Source organism: Candidatus Pacearchaeota archaeon, assembly GCA_038874355.1.
Taxonomy (GTDB): Archaea; Nanobdellota; Nanobdellia; order Pacearchaeales; family GW2011-AR1; genus JAVZCO01.
Window position 1 is genome coordinate 477,264 of record JAVZCO010000001.1, and the last position, 20,400, is coordinate 497,663.

A 20,400-nucleotide genomic window follows, 5' to 3' on the forward strand; every position below is an offset into this window, starting at 1 on the left:
TAAATTTAATTTTTAAAAAAATTATAGAAAACTTTATAAATACTTAAATCATCTTAAATTATAATTTCTTTTGTTTTAAGATGGATGAAGAAATAAAAAAAGTTATAAAAAAAACAGGAACTAGTATTTTAGGAATTGTATGCAAAGATGGAATAGTAATGGCTGCCGATAGACAAGTTACTGCAGGAAATATAGTCATGAGTAAAACAGAAAGAAAAATAATCCAAATAAATGATTATTTAGTTATTGCTACTTGTGGAAATGTTTCTGATGCACAGTTTATGGCTAAAATATTATCAGCAGAATTAAAGTTAAAAGAATATAATTCTGGAGAGAGACCTACTGTAAAAGAAGCTGCTAATCTTTTATCTATGATTGCTTTTAGGAGTATAAGACAATTTTCTACAATACCTTCTGTAGTAGGTATATTAATAGGAGGATATAATGAAGATGGTTCTTTTGAGTTATATACAATAGAGCCAGCTGGAAGTATTTTAAAAGTAGAAGATTATGATGCTAATTTTGGTTCTGGAATGCCATATATTTTAGGAATATTAGAATCAGAATACAAAAAAGATATAACAACAAAAGAAGGAATAGAATTGGCAGTAAAATGTTTAAAAGCATCAACTCAGAGAGATGTTGGTTCAGGGTATGGTATTGATATTTTTACTATAACGAAAAATGAAATAAAGAAAGTATTTGAGAAAGAGATAATTGCAGAATTAAAATAACATAATATATTTTATTTATTTTTAAAAAATTAATCTTATAAAATAAAATGTCACAAAAAAAGAAAATCTTAAATAAATGCTTAGAAAAGAAGATAGATGAATCTTTTTTAAAAAAGAATATAAGATTAAGAAATACCCTTCTCTCTTCTGATATTTATACATATAAACAATTATCTGATAAAGAAGGAGAATATGGATTTTATTATATTGGGAATATTGGAGAAATATCTTTAAGAAAAATATATTATCATTGTTTAGGAAAATTTAAAATTTGGTTGCCAAACTATAAAAAGAATAAATAATTATAACATTTGATAATTGTACTTATCTAAAATAAAAAATATAAAAATATATATAAATATGGCAGATATACTAAAAGAAATTTTATCAGATATTCCAAAGAATAGTATTAGTGAAGCAAATTTTGAAGGTGCAAATATAGTCTTATATACTAATAATGAAAAGTTTTTTTTAGAAGGAGATAAAAAAATAAAAGAGATAGTAGATAAAATAAAAAAAAGAATAGAGTTAAGAGCAGATAAAAAACTTTTAAAAAAAGAAGAGGAAGTAGAAAAGGAAATAAAAAAAATTGTTCCTAAAGAAGCAGAAATAACTAATATAATTTTTGACAAACAAAGAAGTGTTGTTATAATTGAAGCAAAAAAACCTGGACTAGTTATAGGAAAACAGGGAGCTATATTACAAGAAATAGCAAAAAAAACTTTTTGGACCCCGCAAGTTCAAAGAAGTTCTACTATCCAGAGTAAGATTACAGAAAATATAAGAGAAGTCTTATATGAAAACAACAATTATAGAAGAAAATTTTTAAATGAAACTGGAAAAAAAATTTATAAAGAATGGAAAAATGAAAAAATAGAAGAATGGGTTAGAGTAACTTTTCTTGGAGGAGCTAGACAAGTAGGAAGGAGTTGTATTTTATTACAAACCCCGACATCAAAAATATTATTAGATTGCGGTATTGATGTTGCTGCTCCAAATTCTGAAAAATTTCCTTATTTAGATGTTCCTGAATTAAGATTAGAAGAAATAGATGCTATTATATTAAGTCATGCTCATCTTGATCATTCAGGTTTAATACCATATATATACAAAATGGGTTATAAAGGACCTTGTTATATGACCATGCCAACAAGAGATTTAGCAGCTTTACTTGCTTTAGATTTTATAGGTGTTGCATATAAAAAAGCAGCAATGCCTTTATTTTCTTCTAGTGATATAAAAGAAATGGTTAAACATTCTATATGTCTAAATTATAATGAAGTTACAGATATAACTCCGGATGTGAGACTTACTTTTTATAATGCAGGTCATACTTTAGGATCTGCAATGATTCATTTAAATATAGGAAATGGTTTACATAATTTATTATATTGTGGTGATATGAAATATGGAAAAACTAGATTATTAGATCCTGCTATTACAAATTTTCCTAGATTAGAATCTATGATAATAGAATCTACATATGGAGGAAAAGAAAATATTCTTCCTCAAAGACAAGAAGCAGAAAAACAACTTATAGAATGTATAAAAAAGACTATAGAAAGAGGAGGAAAAGTATTAATACCAGAATTAGGTCTTGGTAGAGCACAAGAAACAATGTTGATAATAGAAGATGCTGTTAATAAAGGAGAACTTCCAAAAATTCCATTTTATATTGATGGGATGATTTGGGATATAAATGCTATTCATACAGCATATCCAGATTTTTTGTCTAATAGTGTTAAAAATTCAATTTTTCAAGATAAAAATCCTTTTATTTCTGATATTTTTATTAGAGTTGGTTCTAGTGAAGAAAGAAAAAAAGTTATCGAAGGAGGCAGCTGTATTGTTCTTGCTACAAGCGGTATGTTAGTTGGAGGAGCATCAGTAGAATATTTTAAAGAATTTGCTTCAAGTAAAAAAAATTCAATAATATTTGTTTGTTATCAGGGAGTAGGTTCTTTAGGAAGACAAATACAAGATGGTGTAAAAGAAATAAAAATGTTAAGTGAAGGAAAAGAAGAAATTATAGAAGTTAATTTAGAAGTTTATACAATTGATGGCTTAACAGCACACTCTGGAAGAAATCAATTATTAGCTTTTATAAATAACATAAACCCACAACCAAAAAAAATAATAATAAATCATGGAGAAGCGTCTAGATGTTTAGATTTAGCTTCTACTGTTTATAAAATAAATAGGATAGAAACAATAGTTCCAAGAAATTTAGAAACAATAAGATTAAAATGAAATTTAAAAAATGAAACATAATCTTATTACAACTTTAATTTTGCTTGGAATGTTTATTTTAACTCAAATAGTAGGTTTAATTATAATAAAAAATTATTTACCTCATAATGAAATAATTTTTAATAAAACAACAAATACTTTTGAAAATATAACTATAAAAAAAGAGATTCCTTATGGAATGAATATTCCAGAAGAACAAAAACCAGAAGTCTCTTTTACAAGTTTTTTAACATCTTTTTTAATTGCAGTATTACTTATAATTTTATTAATAAAAATTAAGAAACCAATATTTTTGAGAATGTGGTTTTTTATTGTAGTTGTGATTGCTCTAGGAATAAGTTTTAATTCTTTTTTATTAAAAATAAAATATTCACAATATATTGCTTTTTTTATTGCTTTATTTTTAGCTTATATTAAAGTATTTAAAAGAAATATATTTATCCATAATTTAACAGAAATTTTTATTTATCCTGGGATTGCAGTAATTTTTGTTTATATGTTTAATTTGAATATGATAATTTTTCTGTTATTGCTTATTTCTATATATGATATATATGCAGTATGGTATAGTGGTTTTATGCAAAAAATGGCAAAATATCAAATAAATCATGTAAAAGTTTTTGGAGGCTTTTTTGTTCCTTATATTAGAAAATCTGATAAAGAAAGAGAAATGTTAAAAAAATTAAAATTAGAAAAAGAGAGAAAAAGGAAAATAAAAAAAATAAAAATAGAAATTGGAATTTTAGGTGGTGGGGATGTTATTTTTCCATTAATCATGTCTGGAGTTTTATTAAAGAGTTTTGGAATTTTATCTGCTTTGATTATTGTTTTATTTTCTACTATCTCTCTTTTTTTCTTATTTTTTATGGCAAAAAAAGGAAAATTTTATCCAGCAATGCCTTTTTTAACAATAGGGTGTTTATTAGGTTTATTATTAGTTAATATATTAAGATATTTTTCCCTTATATGATATAAAACAATAAAATTTATAAATAATTCTTTTATTTTAAATTTTCTTATATAAAAAATATCAAAAATGATAAATAAAAATATAAATATTATTCCAGAATTTTATATAGAAAAATTAGCAAGAATATTTTTTGTAAATAGAATCATTTTTATTTTTCTATTAATTTTTATAATTAATGAACTTAATCTATTAGAAAAATTTTATTACAATATTAAAGATATTCTTAATAAAGAAAAATATAAAAAATGTAAATATCGTGGAAAAAAAATAAAAGATCTAGATCGTTTAGTATTATATGATTGTTTAAAAGATTTATATAATTTTTTAGATGAAAATAAATGTCCTTTTAGAAGAAAAATCTATACTTCTAACTTAGGAAATTGTTGTTATGATATAGTAAAGAATAAACAATATAAAAAACAAAGGGATTATTAAAAATATAGTTCTATAATTAATTTCTTTATTATCTACTTAATAGTAACAAAAAAGAAAGATTTATAAAGTAATATTTCTTATTCTTACTTATAAGTAGTTATAAATAAAAATTTTTAAATTAAAAATAAGAAAAATAAAGAATTAAATTTAAATCATTAAGATTCAGATGACATTAAACAATGATTTAATAAAAAAAGTAAGAAGCTTTTTTGGTTTGAACAGCTATGAAGCTAAAGTATGGCTTGCTTTATTAGCTAAAGGTATAGCTTCTGCTGGAGAGATTTCTGAAATATCTGGTGTTCCTAGGAGCAGAACATATGATATATTAGAATCTTTAGAAAAACAAGGGTATGTAATACAAAAAATAGGTAAACCTATTAAATTTATTGCTGTTAAACCTAAAAATGTTCTTGAAAATTTAAAAAAGCTAACAAAAAAAGAAGCAGAGGAAAGAATAAATATTCTTAACAATATAAAAGGAACTAAAGAATATGAACAACTTGAACTATTACATAAATCTTCTAAAAATTTTATTAAAAATAAAGAAGTAAGTTCTGCTATAAAAGGAGAAAATAATATTTATTCCCATATTTATGAATTAATAGATAATGCAAATAAAGAAGTTTTAATATCTATAACTGAAGAAGAATTATTAAAAAAAGAGAAAATGTATAAGGAATTATTTAATAAGATGGATAAAAAAATAAGATTAAAAATAGCAGTTAATGGGGATAAAGAAAAATTAAAAGAATTAGAATCAAAATTTAAAATAAAATTTTATTATATAAATATAAAACTTACATTTTTTATAATAGATAAAGAACAAGTTTTATTCTTACTTAAAGAAAGGGAAGAAAATGAAAAAGAAATTGCTATATGGTTAAATTCGTCATTTTTTTCATCTTCACTTGCGCATCTTTTCGAATTAGGAATCAAATAAAGGTTTATAATATCTTTATACTTTTTATCCCAATTTCTTTCATAAATTTTTTTTTACTATTTATTATTTTTTTTAAATCCATATCAATTTTCTCTTCAGCGTAAATTACGCCTTTTCTTATAAAAGTTTTTTTATGCTTCTTCTTAAATGCAATAACATTCATTGTTTTATTAATCGGTGGACCTTTTATTAACAATTTATCTTTCTTTTTTAATACAAAATAGCAAACAGCGGATTTTTTATTGTCATAAAAAAAATCTTTATCTTTTATTTTATAATATTTTTTTAAACAATTATTAAGAAATTGGTAAAATTTTAATAATTTGCTTCCAGCTATAGACCCTTCTTGAAAAGAAGTTTTAATTAAAATTTTAATTGCTTTCTTTTTTTCTAAATTATTTATTCTTTTTTTTATCATTTTTTCGTATGAAAAAAAGTCTTTTGAAGGATTATCCAAAAAATTTTTGCAATATTTTTGAAATTTTTTAAAAGTTTCTTTAGATAAAGCAGATGTTACATTTCTTTCTTTAAAAGTAGGATCTATTAATATTATGGGAGATTGGATTTTTGACTCATTAATCTCATTAAGAATTTCTTTTTTATTAGAATAAAATTTTTCTATATCTATTATTATTTTTTTATCCGAACTTGCTATGTTTTTTATAAAATTTTTAAAGGTTTTATAATAGATTATTAATAACTCTATAGCATACCCGGAAAAACCTTTAATATGAGATTCTGCTCCATAATAACCAGAAGCAAATACAAACTTTTTAGCTAATTTTATCTCCTCTGCTAATTTTTTATTTTTTTTAATTTTGTTTTTTACATAAGAAACATGAAAATAACTAAGATCTGTTGTATTTTTCGCATTTTTTGGGGAAGACAATTTTATTGTAGGAACAATTTCAAAAATTATATCATCATAATAAAAATTATAATAATCTCTACTACCATGAATTTTTTGGCATTTAAATTTTGTTTTCTTTTTTATATTTTTTATTATTTTATTAAATTTATTTTTTATTTCTCTTTCGTTTTTAAATCTTAAAAAAATATCTATATCATATTTTTCTTTTTTTATTATTGTATCTTTTGCTATACTTCCTCCTACAAAAAAATCTATCTTATGTTTTTTTAATATTTTTATAAATAATGATAATTTTTCATTTATCTCTTTTTGTTTTTCTTTTTCTAATAAAATTTCTTTTTTTATCTCTTTTAGTATAGGTTTCAAATTTTTCATTTTTTATTAATCAATTTTTTATAAATAGATAAAAATTATTTTTTTAACTTGTTTTTTTGCTTTTATATTCGCTTGATTTAAATTAGATAAATCTATAATATATTTACCTTCTTCTATTTTATATATAATTGGTAAGTTCTTCTTTAATATTTTTGTCAAATCTAATTCAAATTTCCCCTTTTTTATAACTCTTATGGATTCTATTTCTAAAATAACTGGTTCTTCTTCTTTTATCCCGATAATATCTCTTATATCTTTTTCTATATTCTCTCTTTCTTTTTCATTTATTTGTTGAAAGGGCAATTTTTTTTCTTCTTCTAATTTTCTAAAATATTCATCTTTGATATAAAAGAAAAAATGACTTTTACATTTAGAACAACCTTCTAGTAATTCTTTACTTCCATCAGGATATAAAGTTCCGCAATGAACACATTGATGCATAAATATATGTTAGAAATAAGTATATAAAAACTTATTGTAAAAGAAATTTATTATTTTATATAATTTTTATTTTCTTAACATTAACTCGACTTTACTAGGATCTTTTTTAATTTGTTTAACAATTGTAGCAGGCCCTATAATTGTTAAACCTTCCCTTCCTTTAGATATAACATTTGCTAAGTTACTTCTTAATCTATCAAAAAATCCTTTATTTTCGTTTGTTGGTGTTAATACAGCTAATTCCACACCTTTAAATCCCTTTATTCTTCCAGCTAAAGCCATAGTACTTTGAATTAAAGATGATTCTTCTATAGGAGAAAGTCTTCCTTGCAAAATAACAATTTTGTTTTCTAAGATTAAATCAAGAATTTTTTTTATTCTTTCCTGACTTGGCAATCTTTCTAATTCACTATAAGTGATAAATCTTATTGTTAGTCCAGCAATTTTCGCTGCCATTTTATTTTTATTTTTATTTTTTCTTATTTTTCATAATTATAATTTTTTTAATAATCTAAATAATGCTTCATAAAATTCTTCTATGTTTGTACCAAATTTTGCTGATATTCCAACAACTTCGTACTCTGGAAAAGCTGCTTCAATTTTCTTTATATCTGCTTTTTTTAAATCGATCTTATTAGCTACTATTAATACAGGAATTTTCCTAGCTACTAAATTTCCTATAATTGTTATATTAACTTGACTGTAAGGATTTTGTGTTGCATCTAAAACAACAACAACTAAGTCCATATCATCTAACCATTGTATAGCTTCTATTACTCCTTGAGTTGCTTCTTTTGCTCTTTTTTGAGCTTCTTTTTCTTTTAAACCATACTTCAAAAATTCTTCATAATCTATTCTTGTTGCAATTCCCGGAGTATCTATTAATTTAAAAATCATCTTCTTATTTTTATAATTAATTTCTACTTTTTCTTTAAATTGTACTTTCCTTGTTTCATGCGGTATTTTTGAAACTTCTCCTAATTCTTCACCAGTCCAATCTTTACAGATTCTATTTGCTAAACTTGTTTTTCCTGCATTAGGAGGGCCATAAAAACCTAATTTTAATTCTCTTCTATTCCTAAAAATGTTATTAAGTATTCTTTTAAAAAAATTTTTTATTATTTTTATTACCATTTTTAATTTCTCTTTTTTATTCAAATTTCAAAATTTTTAGGTTTTTAAATATATCTTATTTATTTATTATTTTTTATGTTTTATTTTGAATATTTTTTTGTTTTATTGCTCTTTTTGAAAAAATCTTAGATATGTCTAAAGGTATTATGCTTTTCCCTTGATATTTATTTATTACATAAGAAATTTGTTCACTTGACCAGCCCGTTTTACTTAACTGTTGTTTTATTGTATTATATGTCATTCCTTGATGTATAGCATTATTAATATATAGTAATAGATTATAAATATCATTTCTATTTTTAAATAATTTGGATTCGTAATGAATTCTATACCACTGAGATATTAAGATATAAGAAATAAAAGCACAAATCAATATAAAAGACCATAATATCCATGCAATAGTCCATGGTTTACAATCACTTCTACAATTTTTCCAATTCTCCTCTTTTTCCTTTTCACAAATTTTGTTATAATTACACTTTTCTAATAGAAAATCTATTTCAATTTCTTCTAAAGTTGGAGATATATATAAATTAAGATCTTTATATTTAATTTCACCAAAGTAAAAGAAGGTTATTTCTCTTTCTTTTATATCATCAAAAATTATAGAAAAAGAATTGTTTAATTGTTTTGTATTATTATAAGAAGAGTATAAATCAAAATTTACTCCTTTAATAGCATCTGGAAAAATTAAATAATTTTTTATTTCTCTTGAAATTTCTTCTTTTGGGGATATTTTTAATCGAAATATTCCTAAAATTTGTTCTATTGAATTATCATAATATGCATAAAGATATTCTCCTTGCATATACATAATAATATTATCCTGCTGCCAGCCGGCAATTGCTTTTTTATATTCTTCTTCTCTTTCTTCAGAATAATTTCCTAAATCTTCTAATTCTTCTAAATCATTTAAATTTATTCTTTCGTAATTTACATAATAAGGAAGATTTTCTTTTAGTGTTATATTTATCTTATAGGGAATTTTTAAACTTAATAATTTTACTGCAATTTCTTCATATTTTTTTTCGTCTCCTCCTGCAGCATTATAATCTATTTGAATTTCATCTAATTGTCTTGTTATATTATCAATATTTAAAACTTTCTTTATATATGGTTGATACTGCGAAGGAAAAGAACTTATCTGTAAAGTTAAGTTTTGCAATCTTTTTTTGTAAATATCTATTGTTGAATTTATTTTTTCTTTTGGAATAGAAATATTTATATTAAAATCCTTTTCGCTCATTAAACCTTCAGAATCTATAACAGAAACCTTTATTTTAAAATTTGAAGAAGAAACATTCATGAAGGTATATTCTATACTATTATTAGTTGTTTCTATACTTTTATTTGGATCAAAATTCCAGATATATTTAACTATGCTTTTATTGTTTAGTGCTTGTGCTTGAACATAAAATTTTGTTGGATATGCTAAAAATGCTTTTTTTGGATATAAGTCTTTTATTATAGGAAAAGATAAAATTTTAATTGTTTCATTAAAAATTTTTTTATTTCCTATGTAAATTTCTATTGTGTGGTTTCCATATTGAGATGGTAATGAAAAATTTGCTTCATCTAGATTTAAAATAGTGTAATTAAAAGATATTTTAGATTTTTCTATATTTGTTTCGTAAATTTTATTTGTTGAAGAATAACCGCCTAATTCATTATATTCAATTGAAATATTAGATATTTTTATATTTATAGGAACATTTGCTTTGAAATTTATTGGAATTACACAACCATCCTTATTTTCAATACAAGAAGAATCATAATATTCTTGAATGTAATTCATTATATAATCTTTTAAGTAAGAGTCTTCTACTTTTATTTTACCTATATTATCAAAAACATAAGATTCTGCAAAGATAGAATAATCATAAGAAAAATCTTCTGGAATTTGTTCAGGATTCCCATAAAAACCACATTTTTCTCCAGATGATTCTCTTTTAATTTTATAGTCGCCTAAAGAATTTGTTTTTTTTATACAGATAAAATAAAAATCTTCATTATAATTCATGTCTTCATTTTTTAAAGAAATGTTACAAAAATATTCTCCCTCTTTTATATTTTTTGTAAAATCTAAAGTACATCTTCCTAGTTCTTCTCCATCTAAATTAAAAATGGACATTCTTATGTTATTTTCATACTTTGAATTGTTAATAATATATGCACCTAAGTTATAATATTTTGATGGTTTTAATTTTATTCTTTCACAATAATAATTATCTTGAGATAAAGAAACTAAAGTCGAAGAAGATAGATTACTAAAACAACCATAATTTTTACTATCAGAACAGATTATAGAAGAAGAAAATTTGTCCGATCTCCATTCTATTTCTTTATCATATAATAAATCTATTTCTAGAGGATTTTCACATGAATACTGGTTTGTTACTTCCATATCAAAACTAAATTTTGATATAGAGCTTATTTTATCCCCAACTAATTTAAAAGCAAGTGTATAACTTTCCCCTTTTTGAAGAGTAATGCTTTTTTCTTCCAAATCTATATTAGAAGTTTTATAATAAGGGATACAATTATAAGAATTACAAAAAAAATCTTCACCATAATTTAAAGAATTTAATAATATTAAATCAAATAAATTAATAGAACCGTTAATTTTAGAATTTCCTTTGATTAATAAATCATAATATTCGTCTTTAACAGATATATTTATCCATCCTTGTAAATTTTCTCCAGGTTTGTATTCTTTTTTTATGTCATAAGAGAGATTACCTAAATGTATATAAGCATTTGCTAAAAAAAAGTTATAAAAAAAATTATAAAATAATATTATTAAAAATAAAAAAAATATAAATAATCTCTTTTTCCCCATCTTTTATTAAAAGAAAATATTCTTTTTAAATTTTATTAAGCGGATAATTTTATTTAAAATAAAAATCAAAATTATTTAAATAAAAATCAAAAATTTATTTAAATATAAACTAAAAAATATTTTTTATAATAGAAATATTTAAAAATAGTTCCATATTAAAGATTTATTATAATAAAAATTTGTAATAAAAAATAGACGGAAAATAAATGGTTCCAACAAAAGTTTTTTTTACCAAAGGAGTTGGAAGGCATAGAGAAAGATTAGCAAGTTTTGAAGCAGCATTAAGAGATGCTGGAATTGAAAAATGTAATTTAGTATATGTTTCTAGTATCTTTCCTCCTAATTGTAAAATAATAAGCAAAGAAGAAGGGATAAAACAATTAAAACCAGGAGCAATAACATATTGTGTAATGGCAAGAATGGAATGTAATGAAGCAAACAGATTAATAGCAGCAAGTATAGGATGTGCCATACCGGCAGATAAATCAACTTATGGTTATTTATCTGAACATCACTCTTTTGGAGAAACAGATGAAAAAGCAGGAGAATATGCAGAAGATTTAGCAGCAGAGATGTTAGCAACTACTTTAGGAGTAGAATTTGATCCAAATAAAAGTTATGATGAATTAAGAGAGATATGGAAAATATCAGACAAAATCGTTAAAACAACAAATATAACTCAATCTGCTATTGGAAAAGCAGGTATTTGGACAACTGTTATTGCAGCAGCTGTTTTTGTTCCTGAAGATAATGAAACTTTAGGTTTTAATAATAGTACAAAAAAAGAATAATAATACAAAAAAAGAATGTATCAAAAACAATAAAGACCAAAATAATAAAATAATTTTGATACTAAAATATTATAACAAATTTTTATTAATTTTTAGGTATCTTTTTACTATTTTATCCTGTTTGATTATTAATTCTCACAATACAGGAAACTCTTCTTATTTTATACATACATCTTAATGAAATTGAAGGATTAGAGAAATATAAATCAAAATTCAACAACCTTCGCCTCTTAAATAAACATATTCGATATAATAATCTATAATAATTTTACTACCGGAAAAATAATTATCCTTTTATCAATATTGGGCAAATTGTGAAAATTACTTTTTGATTTATTCTTTCATCTTATTTAGAATCAAAGAAGAAAAGTCGTAATTTTTTATTATGTTTTTTCTAGAGGAAAGAACTATTTCCATATCTTCAATATTATTTTTCATTCCATCTTTTATTTTATTTAAAAAATTTTCGCATTCTTCTAAATTTTCATGAAAAGAAATTATAATATTAATTTTTTTACTTATATCCAAACTTTCAGAAAAAAAAATTATTTCTGGGCTAGATTTTATAAAATTTATTAATTTTTCTAATTCTTTCTTATTAGAATAATCTTTCCATTTATATAAAATAGTCATTTGTACATTTAAATTAAATTTTTCTAAATTAATTCTTGGAATATATTCTTTTATTATATTCTCTTTTTCTAACCTTTTTCTTATTTTAAATATTGTTGGTCTTGAAGTTTTTAATTTCCTTGCTATTTCTTGATCAGAAACTTTACAATTAATTAATAGTTCTTTTAAAACTTCTTTTTCTCTCTTTGTTAGCTTTTCCATAATTTAATTATATACTAATTATTTATAAATTTTTTTATTTTTTATTCAAAAAGTATCTTTTTTTTAAAAAAATTGGAAAAAAAGTATATAAAAATAACATATAGTTTTTTTATACTTATTAAATTTTCTGTTATTAATATAAAATGAAAATCCAACCTATTGGAGAAAGGGTATTATTAAAAATAGAAAAACAAAAAGAAGAAAAAACAAAATCGGGATTATATTTACCAAAATCCGACGAAGATAAAAAAGAAGGAATAGTAATGGAGGTTGGAAAAGATAAAGAAGGAAAAGACCTTCCATTAAAAAAAGGAGATAAAGTTTTATATTCAGGTTATAGTAATGAAGAAATAGAAATTGATAATGAAAAATATGTTATTGTAGAGTTTAAAGATATAATAGCAAAAGTAGAAGATTAAAATGGCAGACGCAAAACAAATCATTTATGGAGAAAATGCAAGGCAAGCTTTAATGAAAGGTATAGACAAAGTTGCTAATACTATAAAAGTAACTTTAGGACCTAAAGGTAGGAGTGTAATTCTTGATAAATATTCTCCATTAATTTCTAATGATGGTGTAACAATAGCAAAAGAGATAGAATTAAAAAATAAATTTGAAAATATAGGGGCTAAATTAATAAGAGAAATTTCTTCTAAAACACAAGATGATGCTGGAGACGGAACAACTACTGCAATAATATTAGGTCAAGCTATATTAAAAGAAGGAATAAAAAATATTACTGCTGGTTCAAATCCTATAGAAATTAAAAGAGGAATTGAAAAAGCAGTAAATAAAGTGATAGATTATATTAAAAATGAAAGTGTTTCAGTAAAAGATAGAAAAATGATTTCTCAGGTAGCAAGCATTTCTGCTAATAATGATGAATCAATAGGAAATTTGATTGCAGAAGCAATGGAGAAAGTAGGAAATGACGGTGTTATAACAGTAGAGGACAGCAAGAGTACAGAAACAACTTTGGATATAGTAGAAGGAATGCAATTTGACAAAGGGTTTATTTCTCCTTATATGGTAACTAATCATGAAAAAATGATATGCGAATTAGAAGATCCTTATATATTGATTACAGATAAAAAAATAAGTTCAGTTAAACATATAATCAACATTTTAGAAAAAGTTGTTCAAGAAGGAAGATCTTTATTAATAATTGCAGATGATGTTGAGGGAGAAGCATTAGCTGCTTTAATAATTAATATACTAAAGGGGACATTAAAAGTTTGTGCTGTTAAAACTCCTGGTTTTGGAGACGAAAAAAAAGAAATATTAGAAGATATTGCTATTTTGACTGGAGGAATTGCTATAACAGAAGAAAAAGGGTATAAATTAGAAGATATAGAAGAAGAAGTTTTAGGAAGTGCTAGAAAAGTTATTGTTACAGATGAAAAAACAACTATTATAGAAGGAAAAGGAAATACAAAAGATATCGAAAAAAGAATAAAGTCAATAGAAGCTCAAATAAAAAATACAGATTCAAATTATAAAAAAGAAGATTTAAGAAAAAGATTAGCAAAATTAAGTAAAGGAGTAGCTGTAATTAAAGTAGGAGCTTCTACAGAAACTGAACTAGAAGAAAAGAAATTAAGAATAGATGATGCTTTAAATGCTACAAAAGCTGCAATAGAAGAAGGAGTAGTTGTAGGGGGTGGTGTAACATTATTAAGATCAAAAGAGATATTGGAAAAAGAAAACATTACTAAAGAATTTTTGGGTGACGAAAAAATTGGTCTTGAGATTTTAAAAAAAGTTTTAGAGGAACCTTTAAGACAAATAGCTAGAAATTCTGGAAAAGATGAAATGGAAGTTTTAGTTAAAGTAAAAGAAAATAAAAATAAAAATTTTGGATATAATGCTAAAAAAGATTGTTATGAAGATTTATTTGAAAATGGTGTAATCGATCCAACAAAGGTTGTAAGATGTGCTTTACAAAATGCGGCTTCAATAGCCGGGTTGGTTTTAACAACAGAAGCATTAATTACAGATTTTGATGAAAAAAAAGATAAAATTACAGAAACTATTATAATTTAAATTTAATTAAATAATAAAAAAGAAGGTAAAATGTTTGAAGATATATTTGATGAAATAAAAAGATTAAAAAGAGAAATTGATAAAAACTTTAATCAATTTTTTAATAATAGATTAGATTTAGAATTAGAAGAAGAAATGTCTGGAATGAAAAAACCTCTTTCAGAAATGGAAGAGACAGAAAAAGATTTAATATTAAGATTTGAAATTCCTGGAGTTGATAAAAAAGATATACATTTAAATATAACAAAAAATAAAGTTGAAATAAGAGCAGAAAAGAAAAAAGAAGAAAAAATAGAGAAGAAAGGATTTTTTAAATCAGAAAGAATTTATAATGGATTTTATAGAACAATGATACTACCTTGCGAGGTAATACCAGAAAAAGCAAAAGCAAAATATAAAGATGGAATTCTTGAAGTTATTGTTCCAAAAACAAAAGATGATAAAAAAACAAAAATAGAAATAGAATAAATTTATTTTTTCCATATAACAGTATTAATTATATATTTAATCATATTTTCAAATGCTTTTTTTTCATTTTCTTCTATTGTTACTCTATTTAAATTTTCACAATAAACATAATAAGAATTTTTTTCTTTCCAACCTTTCATAATATACTTCTTTTCATTAACATATAGTACTTCTATCTTATCATAAATTTCTGGTTTTTTTAATTCCCCAAAAATATCCTGTAATATTTTTATTAATAAATTATTCATATAAAATAATAAAAAATTGGATATAAAAAAATAATTATTTTTTATTATATAAAAAAGAAAAATATATAAAAATAAATTAATTCTTTATTAAATGAAGGATTTAAATGAAATAGAAAAAGAAATTTATCTTGAAATAAAAAAGATCAAAAAAATTATAAAAAAAGGAAAGATTAAAAATGTTTTATTACAAATACCAGATTTTTTAAAACCTTATGCTTCTTCTATTGTAGATAGATTAGAAGAATCTTTAAAAGATAAGATTAATTTTTTTATTTGGTTTGGAAGTTGTTATGGTGCTTGTGATATACCATGTTTACCTAAAAATATAAAAATAGATTTATTGATTCAATTTGGTCATACTAAGTTCTCTAATTAATTTTTTATTAAAACCGAAATATTTAAAAATCCTTATTTGTATTTATTTTTGAAATTGAGTTATTTAATGTTACTATCAATTAGTAATAAAATTATAATATTTTCTCAATTTAAAAGGATCTTATTTGAAAATGAAAGAAAATGAATTAGAAGAAATCGGAAGAGAAGGAAATTATATTATTTATAGGAATGAAAAAGAGATAGTTGTTTGTGATAAAAATAATTTTGTTATAACAAGATATAATATAAGAAAAGAAGAAATAAAAGATGAAATAAAAAAAACAATAGCAATATTATCTATTGGTTTTTCTTTATTAAGCCCTTTTTTCTTTTTTGGAAATAAAAAAAATTATATAAATAATCTTGAAAATAAAGTAATTGCAGAAAAAAATTATGAAATTGAAGGTAAAAATAATAAAATAAATTTAGAGTATAAAATAAGTTATAAAAATAAAGAAGAAGAAGAATTTAAAAAATATCTTTCTGAAAAGTTTGATAAAAAAAGTAATCATAAATATATCCCTTCTTATATAAGTAATGCTTTTGTTAAATCAGTGATTTATGTAGAATCTGGATACAATCCTAACGTTATAAGTAATAAAAAAGCAATGGGATTACCACAAACATATTACTCAACATGGAAAGAGGTATTTCCTAATGATAGTTATAGTGATTTTTTAAAGGGAATTAAAGATAAAAATAAAAGTGAAGAGTTTGTTTTTAAATACTGTTCATTAATAGATAATATATTAAATGAAAAAATGCCTTTTTATAAAAATTTGAATAATGATTTGAAACTAGAATATATCTGTGCAGCTTATAATTGGGGTATAGGAAACTTAATAAAAAATAACTTTGACCTTTCTAAAGCACCAAAAGAAACAAAAAATTATATAGTTAAAATTAAAAAGAAGTATTATAATTTAATATAAAACATATTTTTTTAAATAGAAAAATTTATAAAAATATTTATTTATTTTTAATAATTAAATAAAATAAATTGAAAAAAACAAACGGAGGTAAAAAATGGAAAAAAAACAAGCTATGGAGTTAGTTGAAGAATATGAAAAAAAACAAGGTAGAAATCCAGAGAGAGTAAATAAATTTAGAGAAGGATATGACTTGAAATCTGGAGATAGATTTATTGATGTAAAAATAGGAACAGAAAGAGACAAGGATCTTTTATTGAGTTTAACAAAATTTAAAAAATTGGGAAAAAATATAATAAATTATTATGTCTACCTTGTGATAGAAGGAGAAAAACCAAAGTTAAAAATTCTTGAACCAGAGTTTCTTTTAAGAAACTTTAAATTGCTAACTTTAATGAATGTAAAAGGTAATTCCTTGAGAAGAGTTAAAGCAGAAGAATTATAAATTTTAATTGATTTAGGAGGTATATCCCCTCCTTTTTCTTTTTTATTTTTTAATAAAATTTAAAATTTCCATTTTTCTAAAAATAAAATGATAAAAAACAAAAAGATAAATAAAAATTTTATAAAACATTTTTATGACGCAGAAAAAACTGCTAATTACCTATTAGGAAAGAATTTATGTAGAAAGATAAATGGAAAGATATTAAAAGCAAAAATAGTAGAAACAGAAGCTTATTTTGATGAAAAAGATCCTGCTTCAAGAGCCTGTAAAAATGGAGATTTAAAAGAAACAATGAAAATGAAAGCTGGAACAATTTTAGTTTATGGTGTCCACAATAATTGGCTTATTAATATTGTAACAGGAAAAAAAGGAAAAGCGCAAGCTGTTTTAATTAGGGCAGTAGAACCATTGAATTTCAAAGCAAAAACAAACGGTCCAGGTTTATTAACAAAATCGCTTTTTATAGATAAAAAATTTCATAAAAAAAATATTTTCGATTGTAAAGAACTTTATTTAGAAATAGAAAAGAAAGATAAAAGAAAAAAAGAATTTAAAGTAGAAAAAGATTTTAGAATTGGGGTAAAGAAAGATTTATATAAAAAGTTAAGATTTTATATTAAAGGAAATGATTATATAAGTAAAAAAGATGATTAAAAAAAATAAAAAAATTAAAGCACTTGTTCTTTATTCGGGTGGTGTAGATTCAAGATTAGTCTGTAAAATTTTACAAGAACAACTAAAAATAGAGGCAATAACTTTTTTATTGCCTTTCATAAAAAAAGAAAAATTAGAAAAATCTCTTTATTTTTTGAATAAAGAAAAAATAAAATATGAATTAATAGATGTTACAAAGGGAAAATTATTCAAAGAATATATAAATATAATAAAAAAACCTAAGTTTGGAAGAGGAACTGCATTAAATCCTTGTATAGATTGCCATATTTTTTTATTAAAAAAAGCAAAAGAATATTCCAATAAGAAAAAAATAAAAATAATAGCTACAGGAGATGTATTAAATGAAAGACCATTTTCACAAACAAAAAAATCTCTTTTATTAATAGATAAAGAAATTGGTTTTGATGTTTTAAGGCCGTTATCAGCAAAACTTTTACCAGAAACTATTTATGAAAAAGAAAAATTAGTAGATAGAGAAAAATTTTTTTCTATACAGAGTAGGAGTAGAAAAAAACAAATTGAATTAGCAAAAAAATATAATATAGAATTTATTAATCCTGCTGGAGGATGTTTATTATGCGAAAAAGAGTATTGTAAAAAATTATTTCCTTTATTAAAAAAGAATAATATAACTTTTCATGATATAGAATTATTATCTATTGGAAGGCATTTTTTTTCCAATAAGATAATATTAGGGAGAAATAAAGAAGAAAATATGATTTTAGAAAAAGAAAAAGGAATCAAAATAATTCCTATAGGAAAAGGTCCAAGCGCTCTTGTTAAAAATAAAAAGTATATAAAAAAGGCAAAAGAATTAATAAGAAGATATTCTAAGAATAAAATAGAAAAATTTATTATAAAATATTAAAATATTTTTTATTTCTTATTTTTTTCGGTAGCCCACTTAGTTAATAACATTACTGCAATAACTCCTAAAATAGTTATTATAATTGCAGCAATATATTCATAATAATAGGCTTCTTTATTCAAATTTAATCTTTTTACAATATTATTAACAGATTTTTCAATTGGAGTTCTCCATGTTAATGCTATGAGGAAAGCAAATGCTCCACTAATCGCAGTTACTATTTGTTTTTTAAATTCTCTTTTGAATTCGCTCGCAGACTCTTTTGCTTTTTGTTTAATTTTTTCAGTTAATTTTTTTTGAATTTCTTTTTGAATTTCTTTCTTTATTTCTTCTTTCTGTTGTAAAGTTAATTTATTACTTTCTTTTTCACTTTCCATTTTTAAAAAATAAAAAGATTATTTATAAATTTATTTATGTATTATAATCTTATTATAATATTATTTTATTATCTTCAATTTTTCCTTCTTTTATTAGTTTATTATTAATATAAATTTTATAATATTTAACCTCTTTGTTTTTTATTTCTATCGTAAGTCCATTTATATTTTCTTCATATGAAGTTTCTATCATTATTTTTAATATGTCTTTATCTATAAAAGTTTCTGCATACAATTCTTCTCTCATAATCCACCATTTTGCAACTTCTTTTAAAGTTGTTCTCCAAACATTCTTATCTTTCTGATAATCCAAAAATTTTTTTAATATTTTAAGATTTTTTTCATGTGGTAATTTTTCTATATGACTTAAAAGAACAAAAACTCCTTCATTATCATAATAGATATCAAATCTTTTCTTTAATATATTATATCTATTTCTTTCAAATATAGGAATTCTCGATTCCCAAAAAAAATCTCCATTTGTTATAATTTCTATAAGAGATAATTCACTAATATGAAAAGGATAAAATAAAGATTCCGCTATTCTTTTATTATTCATTAATATCCAAGGAGAAACTCTAATACTTGAATCATAAAGAAATTTTTCTTCGTCTAAAATTTTAAATGTTTTTTTATCTATACCAAATGCCGGAGCCCTAAAACCTTTAATTTCCAATTCAGATTTTTCTAATATTTCTTTTCCTAAGAGAATCCTTCTCTTTTGTTCAGAGTAAGGAAGATTAGATAATTCTTTATAATTATTTTTTATAAGTATAGATTTTCTTCTTGAAAAATGAGTTAAACCATGCTGTGCTATTTCATTTCCTAACCCTTCTTGCTTTTTTAGATAAACTCCTAAGTCGTTATCTTTTGTTATTTTATATATATTTTTATAATAAGGAATGACAAATAATGTTGTTTTAATATTGTAATCGTTAAGTAAATCCATAACTTTTTTTAATTCATCTAAATTTGTTAAAGCATCAATATCATCTATTGTAAATACTAAAACTCCTTTATAATCATTCGGCCATAATCCTATATTAATATTTTCATCAGAATTAAATAAAATTGCTGGTCCGAATAAAATATTTCTGTAATAAAAGAAAAATAAATAAAATAAAAAAGCGATAATAATAAGAATAATAATTTTTATAATTTTTCTTTGTTTAAGTAATTTTTCCATAAGAAAAAAATTGAAGAGAATTTAAAAATCTTTTCTTTTATAATTTTATTACTTTATTCAAATATCTTTTTAATTTTGTTCAACGCCCGCACCCGGAGTCGAACCGGGAAGCCCAAGAGGGCCAGGTGCTCCAGACCTGTGCACTACCGTTATGCGATGCGGGCATAAGATA

24 protein-coding genes and 1 tRNA gene are annotated in these 20,400 nt (G+C 22.6%); 15 read left to right on the plus strand and 10 right to left on the minus strand.

The window, feature by feature from the left end; translation table 11 throughout:
- Positions 1–80 precede the first annotated feature (80 nt).
- The 6 genes from QW117_02870 (at position 81) to QW117_02895 (ending at position 5,329) form a co-directional block, all read left to right on the plus strand.
- On the plus strand, positions 81–734 hold the full coding sequence (locus QW117_02870; GenBank protein ID MEM3405886.1) for a proteasome subunit beta: 654 nt from the start codon (positions 81–83) through the stop codon (positions 732–734).
- 47 nt (positions 735–781) lie between these two features.
- Positions 782–1,036: a hypothetical protein gene (locus tag QW117_02875; GenBank protein ID MEM3405887.1), complete on the plus strand. Its 255-nt coding sequence runs from the start codon at positions 782–784 to the stop codon at positions 1,034–1,036.
- 58 nt (positions 1,037–1,094) lie between these two features.
- The gene (locus QW117_02880) at positions 1,095–2,984 is read left to right on the plus strand and encodes a beta-CASP ribonuclease aCPSF1 (protein MEM3405888.1); all 1,890 of its coding nucleotides are present in this window, start codon (positions 1,095–1,097) and stop codon (positions 2,982–2,984) included.
- A 10-nt stretch (positions 2,985–2,994) separates the two neighbouring features.
- Positions 2,995–3,954, plus strand: a complete 960-nt coding sequence (locus QW117_02885) for a presenilin family intramembrane aspartyl protease (protein MEM3405889.1) — start codon at positions 2,995–2,997, stop codon at positions 3,952–3,954.
- A gap of 66 nt (positions 3,955–4,020) precedes the next feature.
- Positions 4,021–4,389 (plus strand): hypothetical protein, encoded by a 369-nt coding sequence (locus QW117_02890; GenBank protein ID MEM3405890.1) that lies wholly within the window; start codon positions 4,021–4,023, stop codon positions 4,387–4,389.
- A 166-nt stretch (positions 4,390–4,555) separates the two neighbouring features.
- Positions 4,556–5,329: a helix-turn-helix domain-containing protein gene (locus QW117_02895; protein ID MEM3405891.1), complete on the plus strand. Its 774-nt coding sequence runs from the start codon at positions 4,556–4,558 to the stop codon at positions 5,327–5,329.
- Between the two features lie 4 nt (positions 5,330–5,333).
- Here the strand turns inward: QW117_02895 and QW117_02900 are convergent, their stop codons facing one another.
- The 5 genes from QW117_02900 to QW117_02920 form a co-directional block, all read right to left on the minus strand.
- The gene (locus QW117_02900; protein MEM3405892.1) at positions 5,334–6,575 is read right to left on the minus strand and encodes a hypothetical protein; all 1,242 of its coding nucleotides are present in this window, start codon (positions 6,573–6,575) and stop codon (positions 5,334–5,336) included.
- 18 nt (positions 6,576–6,593) lie between these two features.
- Entirely contained in the window at positions 6,594–7,016 is a 423-nt protein-coding gene (locus QW117_02905; GenBank protein MEM3405893.1) for a Zn-ribbon containing protein, read from the minus strand.
- Between the two features lie 66 nt (positions 7,017–7,082).
- Complete coding sequence (locus QW117_02910) at positions 7,083–7,472, minus strand: DUF2073 domain-containing protein (protein ID MEM3405894.1); 390 nt, start codon at positions 7,470–7,472, stop codon at positions 7,083–7,085.
- 36 nt (positions 7,473–7,508) lie between these two features.
- Entirely contained in the window at positions 7,509–8,150 is a 642-nt protein-coding gene (locus QW117_02915) for an Era-like GTP-binding protein (protein ID MEM3405895.1), read from the minus strand.
- 73 nt (positions 8,151–8,223) lie between these two features.
- Positions 8,224–10,989 carry a hypothetical protein gene (locus QW117_02920; GenBank protein MEM3405896.1) on the minus strand — a complete coding sequence of 922 codons (2,766 nt, stop codon included), beginning with the start codon at positions 10,987–10,989 and terminating at the stop codon, positions 8,224–8,226.
- Between the two features lie 206 nt (positions 10,990–11,195).
- Between QW117_02920 and QW117_02925 the strand changes: the two genes are divergently transcribed.
- Positions 11,196–11,780: an arginine decarboxylase, pyruvoyl-dependent gene (locus QW117_02925; protein ID MEM3405897.1), complete on the plus strand. Its 585-nt coding sequence runs from the start codon at positions 11,196–11,198 to the stop codon at positions 11,778–11,780.
- 333 nt (positions 11,781–12,113) lie between these two features.
- On the opposite strand, the gene QW117_02930 is transcribed toward QW117_02925, so the two are convergent.
- The gene (locus QW117_02930; GenBank protein MEM3405898.1) at positions 12,114–12,614 is read right to left on the minus strand and encodes an Lrp/AsnC family transcriptional regulator; all 501 of its coding nucleotides are present in this window, start codon (positions 12,612–12,614) and stop codon (positions 12,114–12,116) included.
- 143 nt (positions 12,615–12,757) lie between these two features.
- Here QW117_02930 and QW117_02935 point away from each other — a divergent pair, with 143 nt between their 5' ends.
- Genes QW117_02935 through QW117_02945 form a run of 3 tightly spaced genes read left to right on the plus strand, consistent with a single transcriptional unit; the run spans position 12,758 to position 15,125 of the window.
- Positions 12,758–13,033 (plus strand): co-chaperone GroES, encoded by a 276-nt coding sequence (locus tag QW117_02935; GenBank protein ID MEM3405899.1) that lies wholly within the window; start codon positions 12,758–12,760, stop codon positions 13,031–13,033.
- 1 nt (position 13,034) lies between these two features.
- Entirely contained in the window at positions 13,035–14,657 is a 1,623-nt protein-coding gene (gene groL / locus QW117_02940) for a chaperonin GroEL (protein ID MEM3405900.1), read from the plus strand.
- A 30-nt stretch (positions 14,658–14,687) separates the two neighbouring features.
- On the plus strand, positions 14,688–15,125 hold the full coding sequence (locus QW117_02945; GenBank protein ID MEM3405901.1) for an Hsp20/alpha crystallin family protein: 438 nt from the start codon (positions 14,688–14,690) through the stop codon (positions 15,123–15,125).
- 2 nt (positions 15,126–15,127) lie between these two features.
- On the opposite strand, the gene QW117_02950 is transcribed toward QW117_02945, so the two are convergent.
- The gene (locus QW117_02950; GenBank protein ID MEM3405902.1) at positions 15,128–15,373 is read right to left on the minus strand and encodes a hypothetical protein; all 246 of its coding nucleotides are present in this window, start codon (positions 15,371–15,373) and stop codon (positions 15,128–15,130) included.
- 91 nt (positions 15,374–15,464) lie between these two features.
- Here QW117_02950 and QW117_02955 point away from each other — a divergent pair, with 91 nt between their 5' ends.
- The 5 genes from QW117_02955 to QW117_02975 all read left to right on the plus strand — a co-directional run bounded on the left by QW117_02955 (position 15,465) and on the right by QW117_02975 (position 18,665).
- Positions 15,465–15,749, plus strand: coding sequence for a diphthamide synthesis protein (locus tag QW117_02955; GenBank protein ID MEM3405903.1), 285 nt, complete (start codon positions 15,465–15,467; stop codon positions 15,747–15,749).
- Positions 15,750–15,879: 130 nt separating this feature from the next.
- Entirely contained in the window at positions 15,880–16,680 is an 801-nt protein-coding gene (locus tag QW117_02960; protein ID MEM3405904.1) for a lytic transglycosylase domain-containing protein, read from the plus strand.
- Between the two features lie 94 nt (positions 16,681–16,774).
- A complete protein-coding gene (locus tag QW117_02965) occupies positions 16,775–17,122 on the plus strand; it encodes a DUF3883 domain-containing protein (protein MEM3405905.1) in 348 nt (115 codons plus the stop codon).
- 87 nt (positions 17,123–17,209) lie between these two features.
- Positions 17,210–17,776 carry a DNA-3-methyladenine glycosylase gene (locus QW117_02970; GenBank protein ID MEM3405906.1) on the plus strand — a complete coding sequence of 189 codons (567 nt, stop codon included), beginning with the start codon at positions 17,210–17,212 and terminating at the stop codon, positions 17,774–17,776.
- On the plus strand, positions 17,769–18,665 hold the full coding sequence (locus QW117_02975; protein MEM3405907.1) for a tRNA 4-thiouridine(8) synthase ThiI: 897 nt from the start codon (positions 17,769–17,771) through the stop codon (positions 18,663–18,665). Before QW117_02970 ends, QW117_02975 begins: the two co-directional genes overlap by 8 nt.
- Before the next feature lie 8 nt (positions 18,666–18,673).
- Here QW117_02975 and QW117_02980 read toward each other — a convergent pair whose 3' ends face one another.
- The 3 genes from QW117_02980 to QW117_02990 form a co-directional block, all read right to left on the minus strand.
- Positions 18,674–19,042, minus strand: a complete 369-nt coding sequence (locus QW117_02980) for a DUF5654 family protein (GenBank protein ID MEM3405908.1) — start codon at positions 19,040–19,042, stop codon at positions 18,674–18,676.
- 52 nt (positions 19,043–19,094) lie between these two features.
- Positions 19,095–20,228 carry a DUF2334 domain-containing protein gene (locus QW117_02985; protein ID MEM3405909.1) on the minus strand — a complete coding sequence of 378 codons (1,134 nt, stop codon included), beginning with the start codon at positions 20,226–20,228 and terminating at the stop codon, positions 19,095–19,097.
- An 83-nt stretch (positions 20,229–20,311) separates the two neighbouring features.
- Positions 20,312–20,392: transfer RNA gene (locus QW117_02990), tRNA-Ser, on the minus strand.
- Positions 20,393–20,400: the final 8 nt, after the last annotated feature.

What these genes read in the sequence shown, in the direction of transcription:
- QW117_02870 (MEM3405886.1), top strand. Translation starts at nt 81, where the DNA reads ATGGATGAAGAAATAAAAAAAGTTATAAAAAAAACAGGAACTAGTATT.
- QW117_02875 (MEM3405887.1), top strand. Translation starts at nt 782, where the DNA reads ATGTCACAAAAAAAGAAAATCTTAAATAAATGCTTAGAAAAGAAGATA.
- QW117_02880 (MEM3405888.1), top strand. Translation starts at nt 1,095, where the DNA reads ATGGCAGATATACTAAAAGAAATTTTATCAGATATTCCAAAGAATAGT.
- QW117_02885 (MEM3405889.1), top strand. Translation starts at nt 2,995, where the DNA reads ATGAAACATAATCTTATTACAACTTTAATTTTGCTTGGAATGTTTATT.
- QW117_02890 (MEM3405890.1), top strand. Translation starts at nt 4,021, where the DNA reads ATGATAAATAAAAATATAAATATTATTCCAGAATTTTATATAGAAAAA.
- QW117_02895 (MEM3405891.1), top strand. Translation starts at nt 4,556, where the DNA reads ATGACATTAAACAATGATTTAATAAAAAAAGTAAGAAGCTTTTTTGGT.
- QW117_02900 (MEM3405892.1), bottom strand. Translation starts at nt 6,575, where the DNA reads ATGAAAAATTTGAAACCTATACTAAAAGAGATAAAAAAAGAAATTTTA.
- QW117_02905 (MEM3405893.1), bottom strand. Translation starts at nt 7,016, where the DNA reads ATGCATCAATGTGTTCATTGCGGAACTTTATATCCTGATGGAAGTAAA.
- QW117_02910 (MEM3405894.1), bottom strand. Translation starts at nt 7,472, where the DNA reads ATGGCAGCGAAAATTGCTGGACTAACAATAAGATTTATCACTTATAGT.
- QW117_02915 (MEM3405895.1), bottom strand. Translation starts at nt 8,150, where the DNA reads ATGGTAATAAAAATAATAAAAAATTTTTTTAAAAGAATACTTAATAAC.
- QW117_02920 (MEM3405896.1), bottom strand. Translation starts at nt 10,989, where the DNA reads ATGGGGAAAAAGAGATTATTTATATTTTTTTTATTTTTAATAATATTA.
- QW117_02925 (MEM3405897.1), top strand. Translation starts at nt 11,196, where the DNA reads ATGGTTCCAACAAAAGTTTTTTTTACCAAAGGAGTTGGAAGGCATAGA.
- QW117_02930 (MEM3405898.1), bottom strand. Translation starts at nt 12,614, where the DNA reads ATGGAAAAGCTAACAAAGAGAGAAAAAGAAGTTTTAAAAGAACTATTA.
- QW117_02935 (MEM3405899.1), top strand. Translation starts at nt 12,758, where the DNA reads ATGAAAATCCAACCTATTGGAGAAAGGGTATTATTAAAAATAGAAAAA.
- groL (MEM3405900.1), top strand. Translation starts at nt 13,035, where the DNA reads ATGGCAGACGCAAAACAAATCATTTATGGAGAAAATGCAAGGCAAGCT.
- QW117_02945 (MEM3405901.1), top strand. Translation starts at nt 14,688, where the DNA reads ATGTTTGAAGATATATTTGATGAAATAAAAAGATTAAAAAGAGAAATT.
- QW117_02950 (MEM3405902.1), bottom strand. Translation starts at nt 15,373, where the DNA reads ATGAATAATTTATTAATAAAAATATTACAGGATATTTTTGGGGAATTA.
- QW117_02955 (MEM3405903.1), top strand. Translation starts at nt 15,465, where the DNA reads ATGAAGGATTTAAATGAAATAGAAAAAGAAATTTATCTTGAAATAAAA.
- QW117_02960 (MEM3405904.1), top strand. Translation starts at nt 15,880, where the DNA reads ATGAAAGAAAATGAATTAGAAGAAATCGGAAGAGAAGGAAATTATATT.
- QW117_02965 (MEM3405905.1), top strand. Translation starts at nt 16,775, where the DNA reads ATGGAAAAAAAACAAGCTATGGAGTTAGTTGAAGAATATGAAAAAAAA.
- QW117_02970 (MEM3405906.1), top strand. Translation starts at nt 17,210, where the DNA reads ATGATAAAAAACAAAAAGATAAATAAAAATTTTATAAAACATTTTTAT.
- QW117_02975 (MEM3405907.1), top strand. Translation starts at nt 17,769, where the DNA reads ATGATTAAAAAAAATAAAAAAATTAAAGCACTTGTTCTTTATTCGGGT.
- QW117_02980 (MEM3405908.1), bottom strand. Translation starts at nt 19,042, where the DNA reads ATGGAAAGTGAAAAAGAAAGTAATAAATTAACTTTACAACAGAAAGAA.
- QW117_02985 (MEM3405909.1), bottom strand. Translation starts at nt 20,228, where the DNA reads ATGGAAAAATTACTTAAACAAAGAAAAATTATAAAAATTATTATTCTT.